The 19,587-nt window shown below is 70.5% G+C and carries 18 protein-coding genes; 8 read left to right on the top strand and 10 right to left on the bottom strand.

What is annotated here, in order from left to right:
- Positions 1–6: 6 nt before the first annotated feature.
- Positions 7–537 (bottom strand): flavin reductase family protein, encoded by a 531-nt coding sequence (locus ACX80N_RS11075; protein WP_459339431.1) that lies wholly within the window; start codon positions 535–537, stop codon positions 7–9.
- A gap of 129 nt (positions 538–666) precedes the next feature.
- Between ACX80N_RS11075 and ACX80N_RS11070 the strand changes: the two genes are divergently transcribed.
- From ACX80N_RS11070 to nrdR, 3 genes are all read left to right on the top strand, one after another.
- On the top strand, positions 667–1,194 hold the full coding sequence (locus tag ACX80N_RS11070) for a hypothetical protein (protein ID WP_459339430.1): 528 nt from the start codon (positions 667–669) through the stop codon (positions 1,192–1,194).
- A 91-nt stretch (positions 1,195–1,285) separates the two neighbouring features.
- On the top strand, positions 1,286–2,659 hold the full coding sequence (gene hisD / locus ACX80N_RS11065) for a histidinol dehydrogenase (RefSeq protein ID WP_459339429.1): 1,374 nt from the start codon (positions 1,286–1,288) through the stop codon (positions 2,657–2,659).
- 93 nt (positions 2,660–2,752) lie between these two features.
- Positions 2,753–3,250: a transcriptional regulator NrdR gene (nrdR, locus tag ACX80N_RS11060; RefSeq protein WP_105030533.1), complete on the top strand. Its 498-nt coding sequence runs from the start codon at positions 2,753–2,755 to the stop codon at positions 3,248–3,250.
- A 150-nt stretch (positions 3,251–3,400) separates the two neighbouring features.
- Here nrdR and ppgK read toward each other — a convergent pair whose 3' ends face one another.
- Complete coding sequence (ppgK, locus tag ACX80N_RS11055; RefSeq protein ID WP_459339428.1) at positions 3,401–4,213, bottom strand: polyphosphate--glucose phosphotransferase; 813 nt, start codon at positions 4,211–4,213, stop codon at positions 3,401–3,403.
- A gap of 132 nt (positions 4,214–4,345) precedes the next feature.
- Positions 4,346–5,224, bottom strand: coding sequence for a type I methionyl aminopeptidase (gene map / locus ACX80N_RS11050; RefSeq protein ID WP_459339427.1), 879 nt, complete (start codon positions 5,222–5,224; stop codon positions 4,346–4,348).
- Positions 5,225–5,323: 99 nt separating this feature from the next.
- On the opposite strand from map, the gene ACX80N_RS11045 reads away from it, so the two are divergent.
- A complete protein-coding gene (locus tag ACX80N_RS11045; protein ID WP_126130568.1) occupies positions 5,324–5,485 on the top strand; it encodes an SPOR domain-containing protein in 162 nt (53 codons plus the stop codon).
- 36 nt (positions 5,486–5,521) lie between these two features.
- Here ACX80N_RS11045 and panB read toward each other — a convergent pair whose 3' ends face one another.
- A complete protein-coding gene (gene panB / locus ACX80N_RS11040; protein WP_459339426.1) occupies positions 5,522–6,406 on the bottom strand; it encodes a 3-methyl-2-oxobutanoate hydroxymethyltransferase in 885 nt (294 codons plus the stop codon).
- Positions 6,407–6,616: 210 nt separating this feature from the next.
- On the opposite strand from panB, the gene ACX80N_RS11035 reads away from it, so the two are divergent.
- Positions 6,617–7,957, top strand: a complete 1,341-nt coding sequence (locus ACX80N_RS11035) for a glutamine synthetase family protein (RefSeq protein ID WP_105030529.1) — start codon at positions 6,617–6,619, stop codon at positions 7,955–7,957.
- A 40-nt stretch (positions 7,958–7,997) separates the two neighbouring features.
- Positions 7,998–11,006, top strand: a complete 3,009-nt coding sequence (locus ACX80N_RS11030; RefSeq protein WP_459339425.1) for a bifunctional [glutamine synthetase] adenylyltransferase/[glutamine synthetase]-adenylyl-L-tyrosine phosphorylase — start codon at positions 7,998–8,000, stop codon at positions 11,004–11,006.
- A gap of 87 nt (positions 11,007–11,093) precedes the next feature.
- Here ACX80N_RS11030 and glnA read toward each other — a convergent pair whose 3' ends face one another.
- Entirely contained in the window at positions 11,094–12,518 is a 1,425-nt protein-coding gene (gene glnA, locus ACX80N_RS11025; RefSeq protein WP_459339424.1) for a type I glutamate--ammonia ligase, read from the bottom strand.
- 254 nt (positions 12,519–12,772) lie between these two features.
- Here glnA and ACX80N_RS11020 point away from each other — a divergent pair, with 254 nt between their 5' ends.
- On the top strand, positions 12,773–13,210 hold the full coding sequence (locus ACX80N_RS11020; RefSeq protein ID WP_459339423.1) for an RDD family protein: 438 nt from the start codon (positions 12,773–12,775) through the stop codon (positions 13,208–13,210).
- Between the two features lie 93 nt (positions 13,211–13,303).
- Here the strand turns inward: ACX80N_RS11020 and ACX80N_RS11015 are convergent, their stop codons facing one another.
- The 4 genes from ACX80N_RS11015 to ACX80N_RS11000 form a co-directional block, all read right to left on the bottom strand.
- Entirely contained in the window at positions 13,304–14,053 is a 750-nt protein-coding gene (locus ACX80N_RS11015) for a DUF4191 domain-containing protein (protein ID WP_105030525.1), read from the bottom strand.
- A 68-nt stretch (positions 14,054–14,121) separates the two neighbouring features.
- Positions 14,122–15,123: a lipoyl synthase gene (lipA, locus tag ACX80N_RS11010; RefSeq protein ID WP_105030524.1), complete on the bottom strand. Its 1,002-nt coding sequence runs from the start codon at positions 15,121–15,123 to the stop codon at positions 14,122–14,124.
- Positions 15,120–15,860, bottom strand: a complete 741-nt coding sequence (gene lipB, locus ACX80N_RS11005) for a lipoyl(octanoyl) transferase LipB (RefSeq protein ID WP_459339422.1) — start codon at positions 15,858–15,860, stop codon at positions 15,120–15,122. Before lipB ends, lipA begins: the two co-directional genes overlap by 4 nt.
- A gap of 75 nt (positions 15,861–15,935) precedes the next feature.
- Complete coding sequence (locus tag ACX80N_RS11000; RefSeq protein ID WP_459339421.1) at positions 15,936–16,283, bottom strand: hypothetical protein; 348 nt, start codon at positions 16,281–16,283, stop codon at positions 15,936–15,938.
- Positions 16,284–16,418: 135 nt separating this feature from the next.
- Between ACX80N_RS11000 and ACX80N_RS10995 the strand changes: the two genes are divergently transcribed.
- On the top strand, positions 16,419–18,581 hold the full coding sequence (locus tag ACX80N_RS10995) for a serine/threonine-protein kinase (RefSeq protein ID WP_459339420.1): 2,163 nt from the start codon (positions 16,419–16,421) through the stop codon (positions 18,579–18,581).
- 73 nt (positions 18,582–18,654) lie between these two features.
- Here ACX80N_RS10995 and ACX80N_RS10990 read toward each other — a convergent pair whose 3' ends face one another.
- Positions 18,655–19,551, bottom strand: a complete 897-nt coding sequence (locus tag ACX80N_RS10990) for a TIGR01777 family oxidoreductase (RefSeq protein ID WP_459339419.1) — start codon at positions 19,549–19,551, stop codon at positions 18,655–18,657.
- Between the last annotated feature and the right edge of the window lie 36 nt (positions 19,552–19,587).

Here is a 19,587-nt window from a genome sequence, read left to right as displayed (position 1 = left end):
GCGGGCTCAGATCACGTAGTCGGTGGCCGTCGGGGTGCCGTAGCTCCCGCCGTGGTACAGCAGGGGGGCGCCGTCGGGGCCGATGCTCGCGGCGACGACCTCGGCGACCACCACGGCGTTGTTCTCGAAGGACAGGCGCATGCTGATCCGGCCCACGAGCCAGCCGGCGACGTCCCTGAGGACGGGCACGCCCTCCGGCCCGGGCTCCCAGTGGTCCCCGGTGAAGCGGTCCTTCGTGCGCGCGAAGCGGTTCGCCAGTCCCTCGTTCTCGGTGCTGAGCATGTGCACACCCACGAAGTTCGTGTTCGCCACCGCCGGCCACGAGGACGATGTCCGCGCCATGTTGAAGGAGAACCGCGGAGGCTCCGCGGACAGCGACGCCACGGAGGTGGCGGTGAAGCCGTAGGGGACGCCGTCGTACGTGGCGGTGATGATCGCGACGCCGGCGGCGTGGCGGCGGAACACCTCGCGGAAGGACTCGCCGTGCGGAACGAGGGCTGACGGCTGGCCCGCCGGGGCGGTGCTGGGAATGTTCACGGGTTCCTCCGGGAGGTAGGGGCAGGGCAGCGCGGTGTGCGGACGGACCCGTGCCGGTCACGGCTCGCGCCGCTCCTCCCACCCTAGGCGCGGTCCCCGGGCGCGGGAGGGTTTGTTAATGTAGAAGTCATGCGCGCCAGCCAGCAGCCGGACACCGGATCGAGCACCTATCCGCCGCCGGTCTACGCCGTCGCCGAGGACCGGCGGTCCGTGCCCCCCGCCGGTGTCCTCTGGTGGCTCGGCTCCACGGTCCTGCTCGGCGCCCTGCTGGGTGCTGCCTGGTGGCTCCTCGCTCCCACCGGGCGCCTGTTCGGTGACCCCGAGGTCGCCGGCGACTGGGTGCTGCGCGACCTCACCCTCGCCGGCCTCGAACTGGTGGCCGGCATCGCGGTGGGAGCCGTCGTCGCCCTCCGGTTGGAACTCCCCGGGGCGCCCACCCGCATCCTGGCCGCCGTCGGAGGGTCGATCCTCGGTTCACTCCTCGCCCTCGGGGTGGGCGAAGGGCTCGCCCACCTGCTCGGCCCCCACGGGACGGACGACCTGCCGGGCTCCTCCTTCCTGCTGCAGTCCTACGGCGCCCTCGCGATCTGGCCGGCGACGGCGGCGGTCGTCATCTTCGTCACGGCCCTGATCGGGCTCGCACGCCGCCGGACCTGACGCCGGACCCGACGCCGGACCCGACGCCGATGCGGGCGGTACCGGTGACCGCACGGGCCGCGCCGGGTGCGCCTCCCGATAGACTCGTCCGGTGACTTCAGCGCCCAGCACCCCCTCTCCTGCCGACCGGCCCGTCGGCTTCCGGACCATCGACCTGCGCGGCCGGACCCTGTCCGCCGGTGAGCTGAGGAGCGCCATGCCGCGGGCCGCAGGCAGTGCCACGTCCTCCGAGGCCGCCGTGCAGGCGATCATCGACGACGTCCGGGCCCGCGGTCTCGCGTCCCTCCGGGACCTCGCCCTTCGGTTCGACGGCGTCGAGCAGGACCACCCGCGCGTGCCCGCCGAGGTCATCGCGGCGGCGGTGTCCGGGCTCGACGACGACGTCCGCGGCGCCCTCGAGGAGGCCATCCGCCGCGCCCGGATCTTCGCCCGCGCCCAGGTCCCCGCCGACGTCGGGGTGGAGATCGCGCCCGGTGCGCGCCTGACGCACAAGTGGGTCCCCGTGGAGCGCGTGGGCCTCTACGTCCCCGGTGGGCTCGCCGTCTACCCGTCCTCCGTGGTCATGAACGTCGTGCCGGCGCAGGCCGCCGGCGTCGGTTCGATCGCCCTCGCATCGCCCCCGCAGAAGGAGTTCGGCGGGTGGCCGCACCCCGTGATCCTCGCGGCCGCGTCGATGCTCGGGGTCACCGAGGTGTACGCGATGGGCGGGGCGCAGGCCGTGGCGGCCCTCGCCTACGGCATCCCCGACTCCGGGGCGGAGCTGTCCATCGACCCCGTCAACGTGGTCACCGGACCGGGCAACGTCTTCGTGGCCACGGCCAAGCGGCTCGTCCGCGGACGCGTGGGCATCGACTCGGAGGCGGGCACCACGGAGATCGCCGTCCTCGCCGATGCCGCCGCCGACGCCGACCTCGTGGCCGCCGACCTCGTGAGCCAGGCCGAGCACGACCCGCAGGCGGCGTCCGTCCTGGTGACCGACTCCGAGGAACTCGCCGCCGCCGTCATCGAGGCGCTCCAGGTACGTGCCGCGGCGACACGCCACGCCGACCGGGTCCGGACGGCGCTCTCCGGTCCGCAGTCCGGCGTGATCCTCGTCGAGGACATCGACCACGGGATCGCGGTGTGCGACGCCTACGCGGCGGAGCACCTCGAGATCCACACAGCGGACGCCGCCGCCGTGGCGGGCCGCATCCGCAACGCCGGGGCCATCTTCGTCGGCGCCCACAGCCCCGTCAGCCTCGGCGACTACTGCGCCGGCTCCAACCACGTGCTGCCGACCGGCGGCACCGCGGCCTTCGCCTCCGGGCTGAACGTCACCACGTTCCTGCGGGCGGTCCAGCTCGTGGACTACGACCGCGAGGCGCTGCGCGAGGTGGCGTCGTCGATCGTGACCCTGTCCGGTGCCGAGAACCTCCCCGCGCACGGGGAGGCGGTCACGGCGCGTTTCGGGAACGACACGCCGTGACCCACTACATCTGGTAATTACAGTGTTGTTCTTTCACCACATGTAGTCCTAAACTTGGTGCAACGGTAGATCCAGAGCGGGAGAGGGGGGCGCATGTACTGCCCGTACTGCCGCAATCCAGACTCCCGCGTCGTGGACAGCCGCCTCGGCGACGACGGCTCGGCCATCCGTCGCCGCCGCCAGTGTCCCGAGTGCGGCCGACGCTTCAGCACCGTGGAGACGACGAGCCTCAGCGTGGTCAAGCGCTCCGGTGCCGGGGAGCCGTTCAGCCGTTCGAAGATCATCAACGGCGTGCGGAAGGCCTGCCAGGGCCGTCCGGTCACGGAGGACGACCTAGCGCTGCTCGCCCAGGAGGTCGAGGAGAACGTCCGCGCCAGCGGCGTCGCCGAGATCGACGCGCACGAGGTGGGCCTCGCGATCCTGGGACCCCTGCGGAAGCTCGACCAGATCGCGTACCTGCGCTTCGCGAGCGTGTACCAGGGCTTCGAGTCCCTTGAGGACTTCGAGGAAGCCATCGAGACCCTGCGCCGGCAGGCACAGGACAACGAGCGCGTGCCGAGCGGCGCGCAACGGCCCCTGACGGCGCGGTAGCGCCCTACAAGACCCCGGTGGTGGCTGCGGAGGGGAAGCCGACGCCACCACCGGTTCCACCTCCGCCCCCGTGGCAGGACCGTGGAGACGGGAGAAGCCCGGTCCGGGACATCCGGACCGGGCTTCTCGCTGCAGGGGCGGCGTCCCGGGTCAGGCCTTCGGCGTGAAGAGCAGCGCGGCCTGCAGCGCCCCGCCCACGATGCCCGCATGATTGCGGAGCTCGGCCGGGATGATCGGCGTGCGCAGCTTCAGGGCCGGCAGGTATTCGCTGCTCCGCTTCGAGATGCCGCCGCCGACGATGAACAGCTCGGGCGAGAAGAGGAACTCGACGTGCGAGAAGTAGCGCTGGAGGCGTACGGCGTACTCGTCCCAGCCGATCCCGTCCCGTTCACGGGCCACTGCCGAGGCCTTCGTCTCGGCGTCGTGCCCATCGATCTCGAGGTGTCCGAGTTCGGCGTTCGGCACCAGCCTGCCGTCGAAGATGAAGGCGGACCCGATGCCGGTGCCCAGGGTGATCACCAGGACGGTGCCCATCTTGCCCTTGCCCGCGCCGTAGCGGACCTCTGCGAGGCCGGCGGCGTCGGCGTCGTTGATCACGTGGACGTCGCGTCCGAGGACGGCCGTGAACAGGGCGTCGACATCGGTGTCCACCCAGCTCTTGTCCACGTTCGCCGCCGACCGCGCGACGCCGTGCTGGATAATGGCGGGGAAGGTGACACCGACCGGCACGTCCGCGGCCGGCCCCCCCGGACGTGAGGACAGCTCGGCCACGATCTGCCCGACCACCTCGGCCACGGCCTCCGGCGTGGCCGGCTGGGGCGTCGGGATACGGTAGCGCTCACCGACGATCACGCCCTTGGCAAGGTCGACGATGCCACCCTTGATGCCGGTGCCGCCGATGTCGACGCCGATGACCGTCGCGGGGAGCTTCTTCGATTTCTTCTTGTCGGTGTCCTTGGCCATGATTCTCCGTGATTCTCCGTCGAGAGGGGCCGGCGTGAGCCGGAAGGGGGCAGTGGGGCAGTGCTGGGCGGTGTCGAGCGGTGTCCAGCGGTGTCGAGCGGTGGTCGGGCAGGCATCCGCGGGGCGGCTGCGCTAGGGCAGGGTCAGGATCTCCGCGCCGCGGTCGGTGACAACGAGCGTGTGCTCGAACTGCGCTGTCCTCTTGCGGTCCTTCGTGACGACGGTCCAGTCGTCCGCCCACATGGTCCAGTCGATGGTGCCGAGCGTGAGCATCGGTTCGATGGTGAAGACCATGCCCGGTTCGATGACGCGGTTGTAGGCGGGGGCGGCGTCGTAGTGAGGGATGATCAGGCCCGTGTGGAACGCTTCGCCGACGCCGTGCCCGGTGAAGTCACGGACAACACCATAACCGAACCGCTTCGCGTAGGACTCGATGGTGCGGCCGATGACGTTGATCTCCCGGCCGGGCGCCACCGCGCGGATGGCCCGGTTCAGGGACTCCTGGGTGCGTTCCACGAGCAGACGCGACTCCTCGTCGACGTCGCCGATGCAGAACGTGTAGTTCGTGTCGCCGTGCACGCCGTCCTTGTACGCGGTGATGTCGATGTTCAGGATGTCGCCGTCCTGCAGGACGGTCGTGTCGGGGATGCCGTGGCAGATGACCTCGTTGAGGGACGAGCACAGGGACTTGGGGAAGCCGCGGTACCCGAGGGTCGAGGGGTAGGCGCCGTGATCGAGCAGGAACTCGTGCCCGATCCTGTCGAGGGAATCGGTGGTGATGCCGGGCACCGCGTGCCGGCCCACCTCGACGATCGCCTGTGCCGCGATCCTGCCGGCGGTCCTGATCCGCTCGATCGTCTCCGGCGTCTTCACCTCCGAGCCCGTGAAGGGCGCGGGAGCCTTGCGGCCCACGTATTCGGGCCGGGCGATGCCCGGCGGGACCGGTCGCTGCGGCGAGACCGTGCCGGGTGTCAGTGTCCCGAGGGGAGCGGTGGCGGAAGACAGGGGCATACCCTTGATCCTATAGCGGGCGCGGGGAGGCCACGGAAGTGGTGGTGTCCCCCGGGACCGTTGATGACCCGACGCTTTCCGTGGATCTAGGAGGTCGACATGACGGAGTACTGGTTCAACGTGCGCACGCACGAGGTCGAGGAGGACCGGCAATCGGACTGGTCCCAGCTCATCGGACCCTATGCCACCCGTGGGGAAGCGGAGAAGGCCCTGGAGAAGGTCCAGCAGCGCAACGACGCCTGGGACCGGGAGGACGACTAGCGGCTGCGACCGGGAGGACGACTAGCGGCGCCAGCCCTAGAAGGTGTGCTCCGGCCCGGGGAAGGTCCCGGCGCGGACATCGTCCGCATACGCCCGCGCGGCGTCCGCGAGGACCGTCCGCACCTCCGCGTACTGCTTGACAAACCTCGCCTGCCTGCCCCCGCGCAGCCCCGCCATGTCCTGCCAGACCAGCACCTGCCCCGTGGTGCCCGGCCCGGCGCCGATCCCGATGGTCGGTACCCGGACGGCCGCATCGACGGCGTCCGCGGTCGCCGCGGGCACCATCTCCATCAGCACGCAGAAAGCCCCGGCATCGGCGAGGGCGACGGCGTCGTCCACGATGCGCTGCGACGCCTCCCCGCGGCCCTGCACCCGGTAGCCGCCGAGCGCGTGCTCGCTCTGCGGGGTGAAGCCCACGTGCGCCATGACCGGGATGCCGGCGCGGACGAGGGCACGCACGGTGTCCGCATAGGCGGCGCCGCCCTCCATCTTGACCGCGTGCACCAGGCCCTCCTTGAGGAGCCGGACGGAGGATTCCACGGCCTGCTCCGGCGACACCTCGTAGCTGCCGAAGGGCAGGTCCGCGACCACGAGGGCGCGGCTGGCCGCCCTGCTCACCGCGCGGCTGAACAGGATCATCTCGTTGAGGGTGATGGGCAGGGTCGTGGCGTGCCCCAGCACGTTGTTGGCGGCCGAATCGCCTACGAGGAGCACCTCGATGCCGGCCTCGTCGAACACCTGGGCCGCGTACTGGTCGTACGCCGTCAGCATCGCGAAGCGCGTGCCCTGGTCCTTGGCCTGCTGGAGGTGGTGGATGCGGACCCGGCCGGCCGGCGTCGCGCCCGCTGGTGCGTCCGCGGCAGGAGCCGGGGTGCTGCCCGCTCCCGCTCCGTAGGGTGCTGGCAGTTCGGCGGAAGTCATGCAACGAGACTATCGGACGGCGGCACGCCGGACCGGGCGGAGACCCGCGCACCCGATGGACCCCCGGAGGTCAGTAGAGTCGGGTCAGTAGAGTATTCGAGGCGGGCGCCGGCGTATCCGGCGGCACGTGCCGGGTAGGGCGCCGGATGCCCACGACGGGCGCGGACCGCCCGCCCTGCGGGGGCGACGAGGACAGGAAGAGGGGTTGCCATGGATCGGCAGCAGGAGTTCGTACTGCGCACCATCGAGGAGCGGGACGTCCGCTATGTGCGCCTGTGGTTCACAGACGTCGTCGGATCCCTGAAGTCGGTCGCACTCGCTCCGGCCGAGGTGGAGGGCGCCTTCGAGGAGGGCCTCGGGTTCGACGGCTCCTCGATCGAGGGACTGGCGCGCGTCTACGAATCGGACATGCTCGCCCAGCCCGACCCCGCGACCTTCCAGATCCTCCCGTGGAGGGGCGAGAAGGAGCAGACGTCGCGCATGTTCTGCGACGTCCTCACCCCTGACGGCCAGCCCTCCGCGGCCGATCCCCGCGGGGTCCTGAAGAAGACGCTGGCGAAGGCCGCCGACATGGGGTTCACCTGCTACACCCATCCCGAGATCGAGTTCTATCTCCTGAAGTCCGCCGAGCTGGGCGTGGACGGCCAGCCCGTCCCCGTGGACTCCGCCGGCTACTTCGACCACGTCCCCGGCGGGGTGGCCCAGGACTTCCGGCGGAACGCCGTGGCGATGCTCGAGTCGGTCGGCATCTCCGTGGAGTTCAGCCACCACGAGGCAGGGCCCGGCCAGAACGAGATCGACCTGCGCTACGCCGACGCGCTGCAGACCGCGGACAACATCATGACGTTCCGCACCATCATCAAGGAGGTGGCACTGACCTCCGGCAGCTATGCGACCTTCATGCCCAAGCCCTTCTCCGAACATCCCGGCTCCGGCATGCACACCCACTTCTCACTGTTCGAGGGGGACACGAACGCGTTCTTCGAGGCCGGTGCCGAGTTCCAGCTCTCGAGGACGGCGCGCCAGTTCATCGCGGGCATCCTGCGGCACGCGCCCGAGTTCACGGCGGTGACGAACCAGTTCGTCAACTCGTACAAGCGGCTCTGGGGTGGAGGGGAGGCGCCCAGCTACCTCTCCTGGGGCCACAACAACCGCTCGGCACTGGTGCGCGTACCGCTCTACAAGCCCAACAAGGGCCAGTCCGCGCGCATCGAGTACCGGGGCATCGACTCCGCGAGCAACCCCTACCTCGCCTACTCGGTGCTCCTGGGTGCAGGACTCAAGGGCATCGAGGAGGGCTACGAACTCCCCGCGGCGGCCGAGGACGACGTCTGGAGCCTGACGGCGGCCGAGCGCCGCGCGATGGGCCACGACCCGCTGCCGGCGAGCCTGCACGACGCGATCCGCGTCATGGAGGACTCGGAGCTGGTGGCGGACATCCTGGGCGAGCAGGTCTTCGAGAACTTCCTGCGCAACAAGCGCGCCGAGTGGCGCGACTACCGCATCCAGGTGACGCCGTACGAGCTGCGCCGGAACCTGAACATCCTGTAGTGCCTGCCGGGGCCGGCGGAGACATGGCTAGGGTTGGGGGATGAGCCTCAACCGCAAGCTGATCAGCTACGGCTTCACGGACCTCGACAAGAGCCGGCGGTTCCTGGACGCTCCCGAGCTGCAGGGCCTGAACGACGACGACCTCTTCGCCGGTCTCGCCGCGGCCGCCGACCCCGATCTCGCCCTGCAGTCCTTCGTCCGCCTGCTGGCGGGCAGCCGGAAGGCCACCCTGGCCGCGTTCTCCGAGGAAGGGCGGCGCGGCCCGCTGTTCCGGCTCCTGGGCGCCTCCGAGGCCCTCGGCGAGTTCCTCATGCGCCGCCCCGAGCACCTCGACGTGGTGAAGCCAGGCCCGATGACGCCGGCCGTCGTCGGGCCCGAGAGCCTGCGGTCCGAGCTGCTGCTGTCCGTCGACGCCGACCCGTCGCAGGACAACCCCGTGGCGGGCATCACCGGCCCTGACGCCTATCGCCGGCTGCGGGTGACGTACCGGCGCCACCTGACGGACCTCGCCGTGCGGGACCTCGGTCATTGCGTGCCGGTCGACTACCTGCCCGTCGTCGGCCGCGAACTCGCCGATCTCGCCACCGCGGCGCTCGAGGCGTCGCTGGCCGTCGCCCGCGCGGAGCTCGGCGAGGTGTACGGGGCCGACGTCGTCGCGCGCGTCCGCCTCGCGGTGATCGCCATGGGCAAGACCGGCGCGCGCGAGCTGAACTACATCTCCGACGTCGACGTCGTGTACGTGGTGGAGGGCGACGACGTCGACGACACCACGGTCACCCGGATCGGCACGGCACTCGCCTCCGGCATGTCCCGCGGCGTCTACTCGGCCGGGCCGGAGCCGGCGCTCTGGGAGGTCGACGCCAACCTCCGCCCCGAAGGCAAGGACGGGCAACTGGTCCGGACGCTGCAGTCCCACATCTCCTACTACGAGCGCTGGGCGAAGACCTGGGAGTTCCAGGCGCTCCTGAAGGCCCGGGCCGCGGCCGGCGATCCGGAGCTGGGCCGCCGCTACGAGGAGGCCATCGCCCCGTTCGTGTGGGCGTCCTCGCAGCGCGAGGGGTTCGTGGAGGCCGTCCGGGCCATGCGACGCCGGGTCACCGACAACATCCCGCGCGAGGAGGAGGGACGCCAGCTCAAGCTGGGCCCGGGCGGCCTGCGCGACGTCGAGTTCACGGTCCAGCTGCTGCAGCTCGTGCACGGGCGGCTGGACGAGTCGCTGCGCGTCCGGGACACCGTCACCGCGATCGGCGCGCTCAGCTCCGCCGGGTACATCGGACGCTCCGACGCCCTCGACCTCGACGACGCCTACCGCTACCTGCGGGTACTCGAGCACCGCATCCAGCTCATGCAGATGCGCCGCACGCACCTGATGCCCGAGGACGAGTTCGCGCTGCGGGCCCTCGCCCGGTCCTCGCAGGGCTGCCTGGTCACCGTGCGCCCGAGCCCCCAGACCCTTCACGACACGTGGCAGCGGACCCGGAAGCTCGTTCGGCGGCTCCACGAGTCGATCTTCTACCGGCCCCTGCTCAACAATGTGGCGACACTGCGGCCGGAGGACGTCCAGCTGACGGCCGAGGCAGCGCAGGCCCGCCTCGCCGCACTGGGCTACCTGGACCCGAGGGGGGCCATGCGCCATATCGAGGCCCTCACCGGCGGTCTCCGGCGGCGTGCGATGCTGCAGCGGCAGCTGCTGCCCATCCTGCTGGGGTGGTTCGCCGACGGCGTGGACCCCGACGCCGGCCTGCTCGGGTTCCGCCGCCTCAGCGAGTCGCTGGGGGAGAGCCACTGGTACCTCGGGATGCTGCGCGACTCCAACGCCGCCGCCGAGCGGCTCTGCGCCGTCCTCTCCAGCAGCCGCTTCATCACCGACCTGCTGGAGGTCTCACCCGAGTCGACGCAGTGGCTCGGCTCCGACGCCGCACTGGTCCCGGACACCTTCGACGCGCAGTGGCAGGAGATCCGGTCGAAGATGTCGCGGCATCCGGAGCAGGGGGAGGCCATCCGGCTGATCCGGTTGATCCGCCGTCGGGAGCTGCTGCGCATCGCGGTCGCCGACAGCTCGAAACTGCTGTCGCAGATGCAGGTGGGAGAGGCGCTCGCCGACGCCGACCGCGCCGCGATCCTCGGCGCCCTGCACGTGGCCGAGACCGCGGTGTTCGCCACCGAGGAGCAGCTCACCGACGTCGTCGTCATGGCGATGGGACGCCAGGGCGGCCGGGAGATCACCTACGGCTCGGACGCCGACGTCATCTACGTCCACCGTCCGTTCCCGGGCGCCGACGAGGCGGCGGCGCAGAAGCAGGCGGAGGCGATCGTGTCCCGGCTCGCCGCCCTCCTCACCCAGCCGTGCAAGCCGCCGGTGCTCGCCGAGCGCGTCCTCGAGATCGACGCCGCCCTCCGCCCGGAGGGCAAGCAGGGCGCGATGGTGCGGTCCCTGGAGTCCTACCGCGAGTACTACCGGCGCTGGTCGCTCGTCTGGGAGGCGCAGGCGCTGCTGCGGGCACGGCCCCTTGCTGGCGACGACGGGCTGGCCGCCGAGTTCCTGGAGGTCATCGACCCCGTGCGGTACCCGAAGGAGCTCGGCGAGACGGACGTGCGGGAGATCCGTCGCATCAAGGCCAGGGTGGAGTCCGAGCGGCTCCCGCGCGGCGCCGACCCGTCGCGGCACCTGAAGCTCGGGCGCGGCGCGCTGAGCGACGTGGAGTGGCTCGTGCAGCTGCTGCAGCTCCAGCACGCCCGGGCGGTCCCCGCGCTGCGCGTGCAGTCCACGCTGGCCGCACTCGAGGTGATCGAGGCGGAGGGACTGCTCCCCGCCGAGGACGTCGCCACGCTCCGGGACGCCTGGAGCCTGGCCACGCGCATCCGTGCCGCGAACGTCATCTGGACGGGGCGCGGCTCCGACCTGCTGCCGTCCCCCCGCCGCGACCTCGAGGCGGTCGCGCGGTGGTGCGGATACGGGCCCGGCAGCGGCGCGGACCTCGAGGAGGACTACCTGCGCGTGACGCGGCGCAGCAGGGCCGTCTTCGAGCGGCACTTCTACGGGTACTAGTCGTTCCCGTCGAGGGAACGACGACGGCGGCCGTCCCGTGGAGGGAGGGCCGCCGTCGTCGTTCCGTGCTGGTGGTGCCAGGTGCTGCTAGACGCCGTAGTAGAGCTCGAACTCGTAGGGGTTCGGGCGCAGCGAGAGCGGCTTGATCTCCATCTCACGCTTGTAGTCGATCCACGTGTCGATCAGGTCCTGGGTGAACACGTCGCCGGCCTGCAGGAACTCGTTGTCCGCCTCGAGGGCCAGCAGGGCCTCCTCCAGGGAGCCGGGCGCCTTCTGGATGTCCTTGGCCTCCTCGGCGGGGAGCTCGTAGAGGTCCTTGTCGATCGGCTCGGCGGGCTCGATGCGGTTCTTGATGCCGTCCAGGCCTGCCATGAGCTGCGCGGCGAACGCCAGGTACGGGTTCGACGAGGGGTCCGGCGCGCGGAACTCGATGCGCTTGGCCTTCGGGTTCGAGCCGGTGATCGGGATACGGATACCGGCGGAGCGGTTGCCCTGCGAGTAGACCATGTTGACCGGGGCCTCGAAGCCCTTCACCAGGCGGCGGTAGGAGTTCACCGTCGGGTTGGTGAAGGCGAGGACGGCCGAGGCGTGCTTGAGCAGTCCGCCGATGTACCAGCGGGCCATGTCGGACAGGCCGGCGTAGCCGCGCTCGTCGTAGAACAGCGGCTGGCCGCCGCTCCACAGCGACTGGTGGCAGTGCATGCCCGAGCCGTTGTCCCCGAAGACGGGCTTCGGCATGAACGTGGCCGTCTTGCCCCACGCGTCGGAGACGTTCTTCACGATGTACTTGAACTTCTGCAGGTCGTCCGCAGCGTGCGTCATGGTGGTGAACTTGTAGTTGATCTCCGCCTGGCCTGCACCGCCCACCTCGTGGTGCGAACGCTCGACCTCGAGGCCGGCCTTGTCCAGCTCGACGCAGATCGCGTCGCGGAGGTCGGCCTGCTTGTCGACGGGGGACACGGGGAAGTACCCGCCCTTGAAGGGCGTCTTGTTGCCGAGGTTGCCGCCGGCCTCCTCGCGGCCGCTGTTCCAGGGTGCCTCGATGGAGTCGACCTTGTAGAAGCTGCCCTGCGGGGAGGACTCGTACTGCACGTTGTCGAAGATGAAGAACTCGGCTTCGGGAGCGAAGAACGCGGTGTCCGCGATGCCGGTCGAGGACAGGTAGGCCTCGGCCCGCTCGGCGACGCTGCGCGGATCGCGGTGGTAGGGGTCACCGGTCCGCGGGTTCACGATGGAGAAGTTGAGCGCGAGGGTCTTCTCGGTGCGGAAGGGGTCGATGAACGCGGTGGTCACGTCCGGGATGAGCTGCATGTCCGACTCTGCGATGCCCTGGAAACCGCGGATCGAGGACCCGTCGAAGAGCTGGCCGTGGATGAAGAAGTCCGCATCGACCGACTTCGCGGGGACATTGAAGTGCTGCTGCACTCCCGGGAGATCGGTGAAGCGGACATCGACGAACCTGATGTCCTCGTCGGCGATGAATGTGAGGACCTCGTCCGCATTTATAAACATCGATTCATGCTCCTAACGCATGGCTGGGGGAACGACCCGGCGCCAGCGCGTGTCCCTGCTCCGCTCAGTGGTCACGAGCTCTGGCAGGAGGAAACGCTGCCGCCGACTCGTCCCAACTGTAGGAGCGGGCAGTTTCCCGCCGGTGTCGTTGTTGTTTCCGGGACGTTACTTGACGTGAACTGCGCTCTTCACCCTAGCGCCTTCGGATGGGCGGAGGCATAATGCGCCGGGCGGCTGCCGGTAGGCTGGAAGGCGTGGTGAACAGACAGGACCTGGGCTCGTGGATGGAGGGCCCGCCGCCGTCGGGCGATCAGCAGTGGCCCGGGCAGAGGCTGGGGCGTCCCGAATCGGGGCCCGGGTCGATAGCCCGCTTCGGCCCCAGGGCGGGGGCACTCCTGATCGACTGGCTAATCTGCTCGCTGCTCTCGGCGGCCTTCTTCGGCTACGACGGCGTCGCGACGCTGGCCATCTTCCTCGTGGAGCAGGTCCTGTTCGTCGGCTTCTTCGGCTACAGCATCGGTCACCGCATCCTGCGGATGCAGGTGCAGACACTCGACGGCAGGCCCGCCGGCTTCCTGACGGCGCTCATCCGCAGCGTGCTGCTGTGCCTCGTGATCCCGCCGCTCGTCATCGATCCCGACCAGCGGGGACTCCACGACCGCGTCCGGAACACCGGACTGTTCCGCATCTGACACGCCTCCCGGCGTCTCCGGCGCCTCTCCCGGTACGCCTCCGGATACACGAAGGGCCCCTCCCCGGTGGGGAGGGGCCCTTCGTTCGGCTCGTCAGCGACCGCGCATGGCCTTGCGGTCCGGGCGGGCGCGCATGGGGTCCACGCCCTTGGGGATCGGCAGCTTCGTGCCGAGGGCCGTCAGCCGCTTGTCGACCGCGTGCACCTCCTGCTTGGTGAGGGTCTTCTTCAGTTTCTGCACCGCCTTCGGGACCTTCGCCAGCGGGACCTGGCGTTCGTCGCGGCCCGTCTCGATCACGTGCACGGGTACGTTGGGGATGATGCGCGCCATCTTGCGCTTCTCGCCGTCGATCAGCTGCTTCACCCGCGTGGACGGACCCTCGGAGACGAGGATGACGCCGGGTCGTCCGATGACGCGGAACACGGCGTCCTGCGTCCGCGGGTTCACGGCGACCGGCTGCTCCTGCAGGATCCATCCGCGGCGCAGGACGCTGAGGGCCGCACCGGCGGCGCCGGGCCTCCCCTCGATCTGGGAGAACGCCGCCCGCTCGGCCCTGCGCGACAGGATGAAGATCGCCGCGAGGAACGCCAGCGGGATCGCGATGATCATCAGGGTGATGACGTTGTTGATCAGGAGGCCGATGAGCAGCCCCACGGCGATGATGCCGACGAAGGCCAGCAGCATGAACCAGACCACACTGGGATCATTGCGCCGCGTCATCTTGAAGACCTCGGCCACCTGCTTCATGCGCCCGGTCTTCTTGGGCCCCTTCTCGGCTTTCGGCTTGCGGGAGAACAGCCGTCGTCTGGGCGGGGGGCCTGAAGGATCGATCGCGTGTGACATAGTGCTTCGATTCTACGGGATGCCGGGACGACGACGGCGGCGGCGGGCGGCCGCCGTCCTGCGTGTGACTAGCCGGCCAGGAGCGAGGACGCCTCCTGCGAGGCCGATCCGGAGTCGTCCAGGTGGGCGAGTTCCGGGGGAAGTTCGAGTCCCTTCTTCCTCATGGCGCGGGCCCAGAGGCGGCCGGCGCGGTACGAGGAGCGCACGAGCGGCCCGCTCATGACACCGAGGAAGCCGATCTGCTCCGCCTCCTCGCTGAGCTCCACGAACTCGGCGGGCTTGACCCACCGGTCCACGGGAAGGTGACGCTCGCTCGGCCGCAGGTACTGCGTGATCGTGATGAGGTCGCATCCCGCATCGTGAAGATCCCGGAGCGCAGCGGAGATCTCCTCGCGCGTCTCCCCCATCCCGAGGATCAGGTTGGACTTGGTGACCATGCCTCGGTCGCGCCCCTGCGTGATCACGTCGAGTGAGCGCTCGTACCGGAAGGCCGGGCGGATGCGCTTGAAGATACGGGGGACCGTCTCGACGTTGTGCGCGAAGACCTCCGGTGCCGCGTCGCAGATGGCCGCGATGTGCTCGGGGCGGCCGGAGAAGTCGGGGATGAGGATCTCCACGCCCGTGCCGGGGTTCATGCTGTGGATCTGCCGGATGGTCTCGGCATACAGCCAGACGCCTTCGTCGGGCAGGTCGTCGCGGGCCACGCCCGTCACGGTGGCGTAGCGCAGGTTCATGGACCGGACGGACTGCGCCACCTTGAAGGGCTCGCTGCGGTCGAGCGGCTGCGGCTTGCCGGTGTCGATCTGGCAGAAGTCGCACCGCCTCGTGCACTCCGAACCGCCGATCAGGAAGGTGGCCTCGCGGTCCTCCCAGCACTCGAAGATGTTCGGGCACCCCGCCTCCTCGCAGACGGTGTGCAGCCCCTCCTTCTTCACGAGGTTCTTCATCGACACGAACTCCGGCCCGATGTTGACCTTCGCCTTGATCCAGTCGGGCTTGCGTTCGACGGGTGTCTCGGCATTGCGCGCCTCGATGCGCAGCAGGCGGCGACCCTCGGGGGCAAGACTCACAGGAAAGCTCCTTCTGGATGGGTGTCTCGGGCGGTGCCGTCCGCGGGGGCGGTGTCGGCGGTGTCCGTTCGGGGTGTGTCGGGGCCGTCCTCGCCCACCAGCACCGCCTCATTCTTGCGCAGTTCGGCTTCGATGAGCGACACGACCTCCGCCGGGGTGACCGTCCGTCCCAACTCGGCGGAGATGGAGGTGACGCCTGCGTCGCTGATCCCGCAGGGGACGATCTGCTGGAAGGGGGCGAGGTCGTTGCTGCAGTTGACGGCGAAGCCGTGCATCGTGACGCGGTCCTTGACCCTGATGCCGATCGCCGCGATCTTGCGCGCCGGACGCCCGTCCGCCGCGGCCAGCCATACGCCGGACCGGCCGTCGATCCTGATGCCGTCGATACCGAACGTCCCGAGGGAGGCGATGATGACCTCCTCGAGGGTGGAGACGTACTCGGCGACCCGGGCGGGATCGCGCAGCGCGAGAACGGGGTACCCGACCAGTTGCCCGGGACCGTGCCAGGTGAGCTTCCCGCCGCGATCGACCGGCACCACCGGCGTCCCGTCGAAGGGTCGCTCGTGGTCCTCGGTTCGCCTGCCGGCGGTGTAGACGGCGGTGTGCTCGAGGAGGAGCACCGTGCTGGGCGCCGTACCGGCGACCACCTGCTCGTGCAGCGCCTTCTGCATGTCCCAGCCCTGCGTGTACTCGACGTAGTCCGGGGCGAGGCCGACGCGCGACAGTGCAAGAGTCATGGGACAAGCCTAGTCCCGTCCGCCGACACCTCCTGCAGACATCCTCCGCTCGCCGAACCGGGCCCTCCGTGCCGCTCAGCCCGGCAGCTCGAACGTCGCGCCGAGTCTCACCAGGCGCCACTCGTTGCCTGCCCTCCGCACCTCGAAGTGGAGGACCGGCGACACCGGGTTGCACTGCGCCTGGAACCTCCAGAAGTCCGCCCGGTACCCGCGCGTCACCGGTTCGTCGTCGGGGAACCTCGGGGCCACGGGCAGGGCACGCCAGGTGGACCAGTGCCGGCTGTCGCCGATGACGCGCCACAGCGATCCGCGCCAGCGCAGGGCGAGGGGCCGCCGTATGCCCCTGCTGTCGTCGAAGGTGACGACTACGGCCTCGTCGAAGGGCCGCCACGCGCCGGCGGGATCGGGAGAACTGGAATTCATGGCACACCTGTTCCGCGGAAGTCTGGAGATTAAAAATAGAACATATGTTCTATCGGGACAAGCGGTTCGTCTCCCGATGGTCCTCAGCCTGTGGACAACGGCGCGGAGGATCCTCCGGTCGCCTACAACTGATGCATGAGCGACACCAGGGGACGGTTCGAGGCACACCGGCACGCCGGGTCGGACCGCTGCTCGGACAACGGGCCGGACGCGCTGCCGGACGCGCTGTCGGACGCGCTGGAGGACGAGCTGCTGCCGCTGGACCCCGACGAGGAGGCCGAGCGGCCCCGCGCAGAGGGGCTACGCGTCGGGCGTCTGCTGGGACGCGGGGGGACGTCCTCCGTCTGGCTCGTGACGGACGACGGCGGACGACGGTTCGCGCTCAAGGTGCGCCTGACGCGACCCGCAGAGCCTGCTGCAGCCCGTCGCCCCACGGCGTCGCCCGGGCCGGCGTCGCATGGGCGCCGGGCAGCCGCGCCGCGCGATCCGGTCCCTGCACCGCCGTCCCGGTCCTCCGTCGGCCGTCCTCGCCCTCCGGAGACCGATCCGAGCGGGACCGCAGGCCGTCGAGCCGCGTCCGAGCTCTTCGAAGGCCCCGACGGCGTGGAGGACCGGGGAGACCTGGAGCAGGAACTCCGCCTCCTGCAGCGGTTCGCCCACCAGCACCTCCTCGGTGTGCACCGGCTGATCGACACGGACCGCGGCCCGGGTCTGCTCATGGACCTGGCCCTGGGAGGATCACTGCTGGGCCTGGTGACCAGCAGGGGGCCGCTTCCCGTCTCGGAGGTGGTCACGGCGCTCGTGCCCGTCGCGCAGGTACTCGATCATCTGCACGGTGCCGGCGCCCTCCATGGCGACGTCACGCCTGCCAACATCCTCTTCACGCACGAGGGCAAACCCCTGCTCGGGGACTTCGGGACCGCGCGGCTCCTCGGATCCGCCGACGGCGCGGTCGTGGGCACGGCGGGCTTCATCGACCCGGCCCGGGGAGGGTCCTTCGATGCGGGAGCGGACGTGTTCGCGCTGGCCGCCGTCACCTGGTTCGCGCTGACGGGACGCGTCCCCGGTCCCACCGACCAGCGACCCCCGCTCGCCCTGATCGTGCCGGAGGTCCCACCGCAGCTCATGCAGCTCATCGAGGACGGTCTCGATGCCGACAGAGAGCGCCGACCCACACCGGACCGGTTCGCGAGGACCCTGCTGGTGAGCGCCCGTCCGGAGCCCGTGGACCTGGCGGGAGCGGTGCACGCCAGCGTCCTGCCCGAACTGCTGACGCGCCGCACCGATACCACTCCGGCCGCTCCTCGGTCGGGGGTGCGGCGGATCCTCGCCCGTCGCGGCACCGGGAGAACCGGGTTCCGCAGCCCGGCGGCTGCACAGCTCCCCACCGATCCGTCCGCGGCCGGTCGCCGCGCGTATGCCGGCCGACCCTCGTCACGGGAGCCTCGTGAGGCGTCGGGGCGCGGGTCGGCCGGACCGTCGAGGCGACCAACGCGCCACGGAGCGACGGGGTACGGTCCGCACGGATCCTCAGGACGGGGGATACGCGTCGTCGGTGTCGTGGCGGGCCTGGCCGCCCTCGTGCTCCTGGTCGCGGGCGTCGCGCTGACCTCGGGTGGCTTCGCTGCACCGGGCGCGGTGTCGGTCGGGACCGGGCGCGCCGGAGCAGGTGCGCCCGACAGCTCGCCGTCCTCGTCCGAGGCGGGTGGGACGCCCGGGGACGGGACCGGTGAGGGAAGCGTGCGGGTGACGCCCGCCGACATGGGACCCGTCGGGACGTCGGCTCCTGACGATGGTCAGCGTCCGCCCGACCCGACCGCGGCGCTGATGCGACTCGCGGCCCTCCGCGCGACGGCGTTCACCACCGCGGATCCCGCCGTCCTCGCCGATATCGATGTGGAGGGGTCACCGGCGATGGCCGCCGACAGGGAAGCCGTCACTGCGCTCGCCGGGACGGGCAGGAGACTCAGCGACCTCTCGATCACCATCCGGGATCCCGCGGTACTCGCCGGGGCGGATCTCGAGGCCCTTCCGGCGGTCCGAGCACTCCCCGCGGTCGCCTCGCCGCCTCCGGCCACCGACGTCGCGGTCCTCCGGGCGACGGCTGCTCTCTCCTCCTACACCGAGACCGACGCGGAAGCGGATCGCGGGGCGGGACCGATGGTCACCGCGGATACGGCGTCGCCCGATGAGCACCCTGGCCCCCTCATGGCCGCGGGCCGGCAGGAGCTGATCTTCATCCTCTGGGAGTCCGGGCTCGGCTGGCGGATCCACACCGTGGTGACGGCGTCGGAGTGAAGGACTCGGTGCCGGCTGTCCGAACGGGTGCCGGATCCGGGCGGTCCACCGGGCGCCGAGCCCGGGTGGGAGCCTAGCGCTTGGCGGTGCGGCGCACCCATGCCGCGAGCGCCTCCGGCGTGGGCTCGTCGAAGGAGAATCCTGCGCCCACCAGGGCTCGGGGTTCCATCCGCGCGCTCGTGAGCAGGAGCTCCTGGCCCAGCTGGCCGATCACGAAGGTCAGGATGGCACCGGGCACGCGGAACCAGACCGGTCGGTGGAACGCCCTGCCCAGGCCGATCGTGATCGCGTCCATGGTCGCCGGCGCCGGCGCGCTCAGGTTGACGGGACCCGAGACGGGCGCCGTCAGGAGGAACTCGAGGGCGCGCACCTCGTCGTTGATGCTGATCCAGGGCCACCACTGTCGGCCGGAGCCGATGGACGTGCCGGCGAAGAGGCGGATGGGGATGAGCAGATTGGGCAGGGCGCCGCCCTCGTGCGCCATCACGATGCCCGTCCGGGCCAGCACGACCCGGACAGTGTCGGGAGCCCGGAGTGCTTCGGCTTCCCAGCGGCGGCAGATGTCCGCCATGAGGGTCCCGCCCGAGGAGGAGTGCTCGGTGAGGATCTCGTCGCCGCGGTCCCCGTAGTAGCCCGACGCCGACTGGCTGATGAACACCGCCGGCGGGTTCGCGGCCCTCCGCATGGCCTCGACCAGTGTCCTGGTCGCGGTGATCCGTGACGCGTAGAGCGTCTCCTTGTAACTCCTCGTCCAGAGCCCGCCGGCGATGCCCGCACCGGAGAGGTTGACGACGGCGTCGGCCCATTCGACCGCCTCTGCGTCGAGCTCGCCCGCGGACGGATTCCAGCGGACCTCCTGCGGGCCGCGGGCCGCCCTGCGCACCAGACGCCTGATCTCGTGGTTCGTCTCGAGGTGACGGATGAGGGCTGTGCCGATGGTCCCGGACGCGCCGGCGAGGAGGATGCGCATGGCACCATCGAACCATCTGTGCCGCCCGAAGGGTAC

This window comes from Arthrobacter sp. MDT2-16 (assembly GCF_054510925.1).
The sequence above is the reverse complement of the archived record's forward strand: the minus strand, read 5'-3'. Positions and strand labels throughout refer to the sequence as shown.

What these genes read in the sequence shown, in the direction of transcription:
- ACX80N_RS11070 (WP_459339430.1), top strand. Translation starts at nt 667, where the DNA reads ATGCGCGCCAGCCAGCAGCCGGACACCGGATCGAGCACCTATCCGCCG.
- nrdR (WP_105030533.1), top strand. Translation starts at nt 2,753, where the DNA reads ATGTACTGCCCGTACTGCCGCAATCCAGACTCCCGCGTCGTGGACAGC.
- ppgK (WP_459339428.1), bottom strand. Translation starts at nt 4,213, where the DNA reads ATGGCCAAGGACACCGACAAGAAGAAATCGAAGAAGCTCCCCGCGACG.
- map (WP_459339427.1), bottom strand. Translation starts at nt 5,224, where the DNA reads ATGCCCCTGTCTTCCGCCACCGCTCCCCTCGGGACACTGACACCCGGC.
- ACX80N_RS11045 (WP_126130568.1), top strand. Translation starts at nt 5,324, where the DNA reads ATGACGGAGTACTGGTTCAACGTGCGCACGCACGAGGTCGAGGAGGAC.
- panB (WP_459339426.1), bottom strand. Translation starts at nt 6,406, where the DNA reads ATGACTTCCGCCGAACTGCCAGCACCCTACGGAGCGGGAGCGGGCAGC.
- ACX80N_RS11035 (WP_105030529.1), top strand. Translation starts at nt 6,617, where the DNA reads ATGGATCGGCAGCAGGAGTTCGTACTGCGCACCATCGAGGAGCGGGAC.
- ACX80N_RS11030 (WP_459339425.1), top strand. Translation starts at nt 7,998, where the DNA reads ATGAGCCTCAACCGCAAGCTGATCAGCTACGGCTTCACGGACCTCGAC.
- glnA (WP_459339424.1), bottom strand. Translation starts at nt 12,518, where the DNA reads ATGTTTATAAATGCGGACGAGGTCCTCACATTCATCGCCGACGAGGAC.
- ACX80N_RS11015 (WP_105030525.1), bottom strand. Translation starts at nt 14,053, where the DNA reads ATGTCACACGCGATCGATCCTTCAGGCCCCCCGCCCAGACGACGGCTG.
- lipB (WP_459339422.1), bottom strand. Translation starts at nt 15,860, where the DNA reads ATGACTCTTGCACTGTCGCGCGTCGGCCTCGCCCCGGACTACGTCGAG.
- ACX80N_RS11000 (WP_459339421.1), bottom strand. Translation starts at nt 16,283, where the DNA reads ATGAATTCCAGTTCTCCCGATCCCGCCGGCGCGTGGCGGCCCTTCGAC.
- ACX80N_RS10995 (WP_459339420.1), top strand. Translation starts at nt 16,419, where the DNA reads ATGAGCGACACCAGGGGACGGTTCGAGGCACACCGGCACGCCGGGTCG.
- ACX80N_RS10990 (WP_459339419.1), bottom strand. Translation starts at nt 19,551, where the DNA reads ATGCGCATCCTCCTCGCCGGCGCGTCCGGGACCATCGGCACAGCCCTC.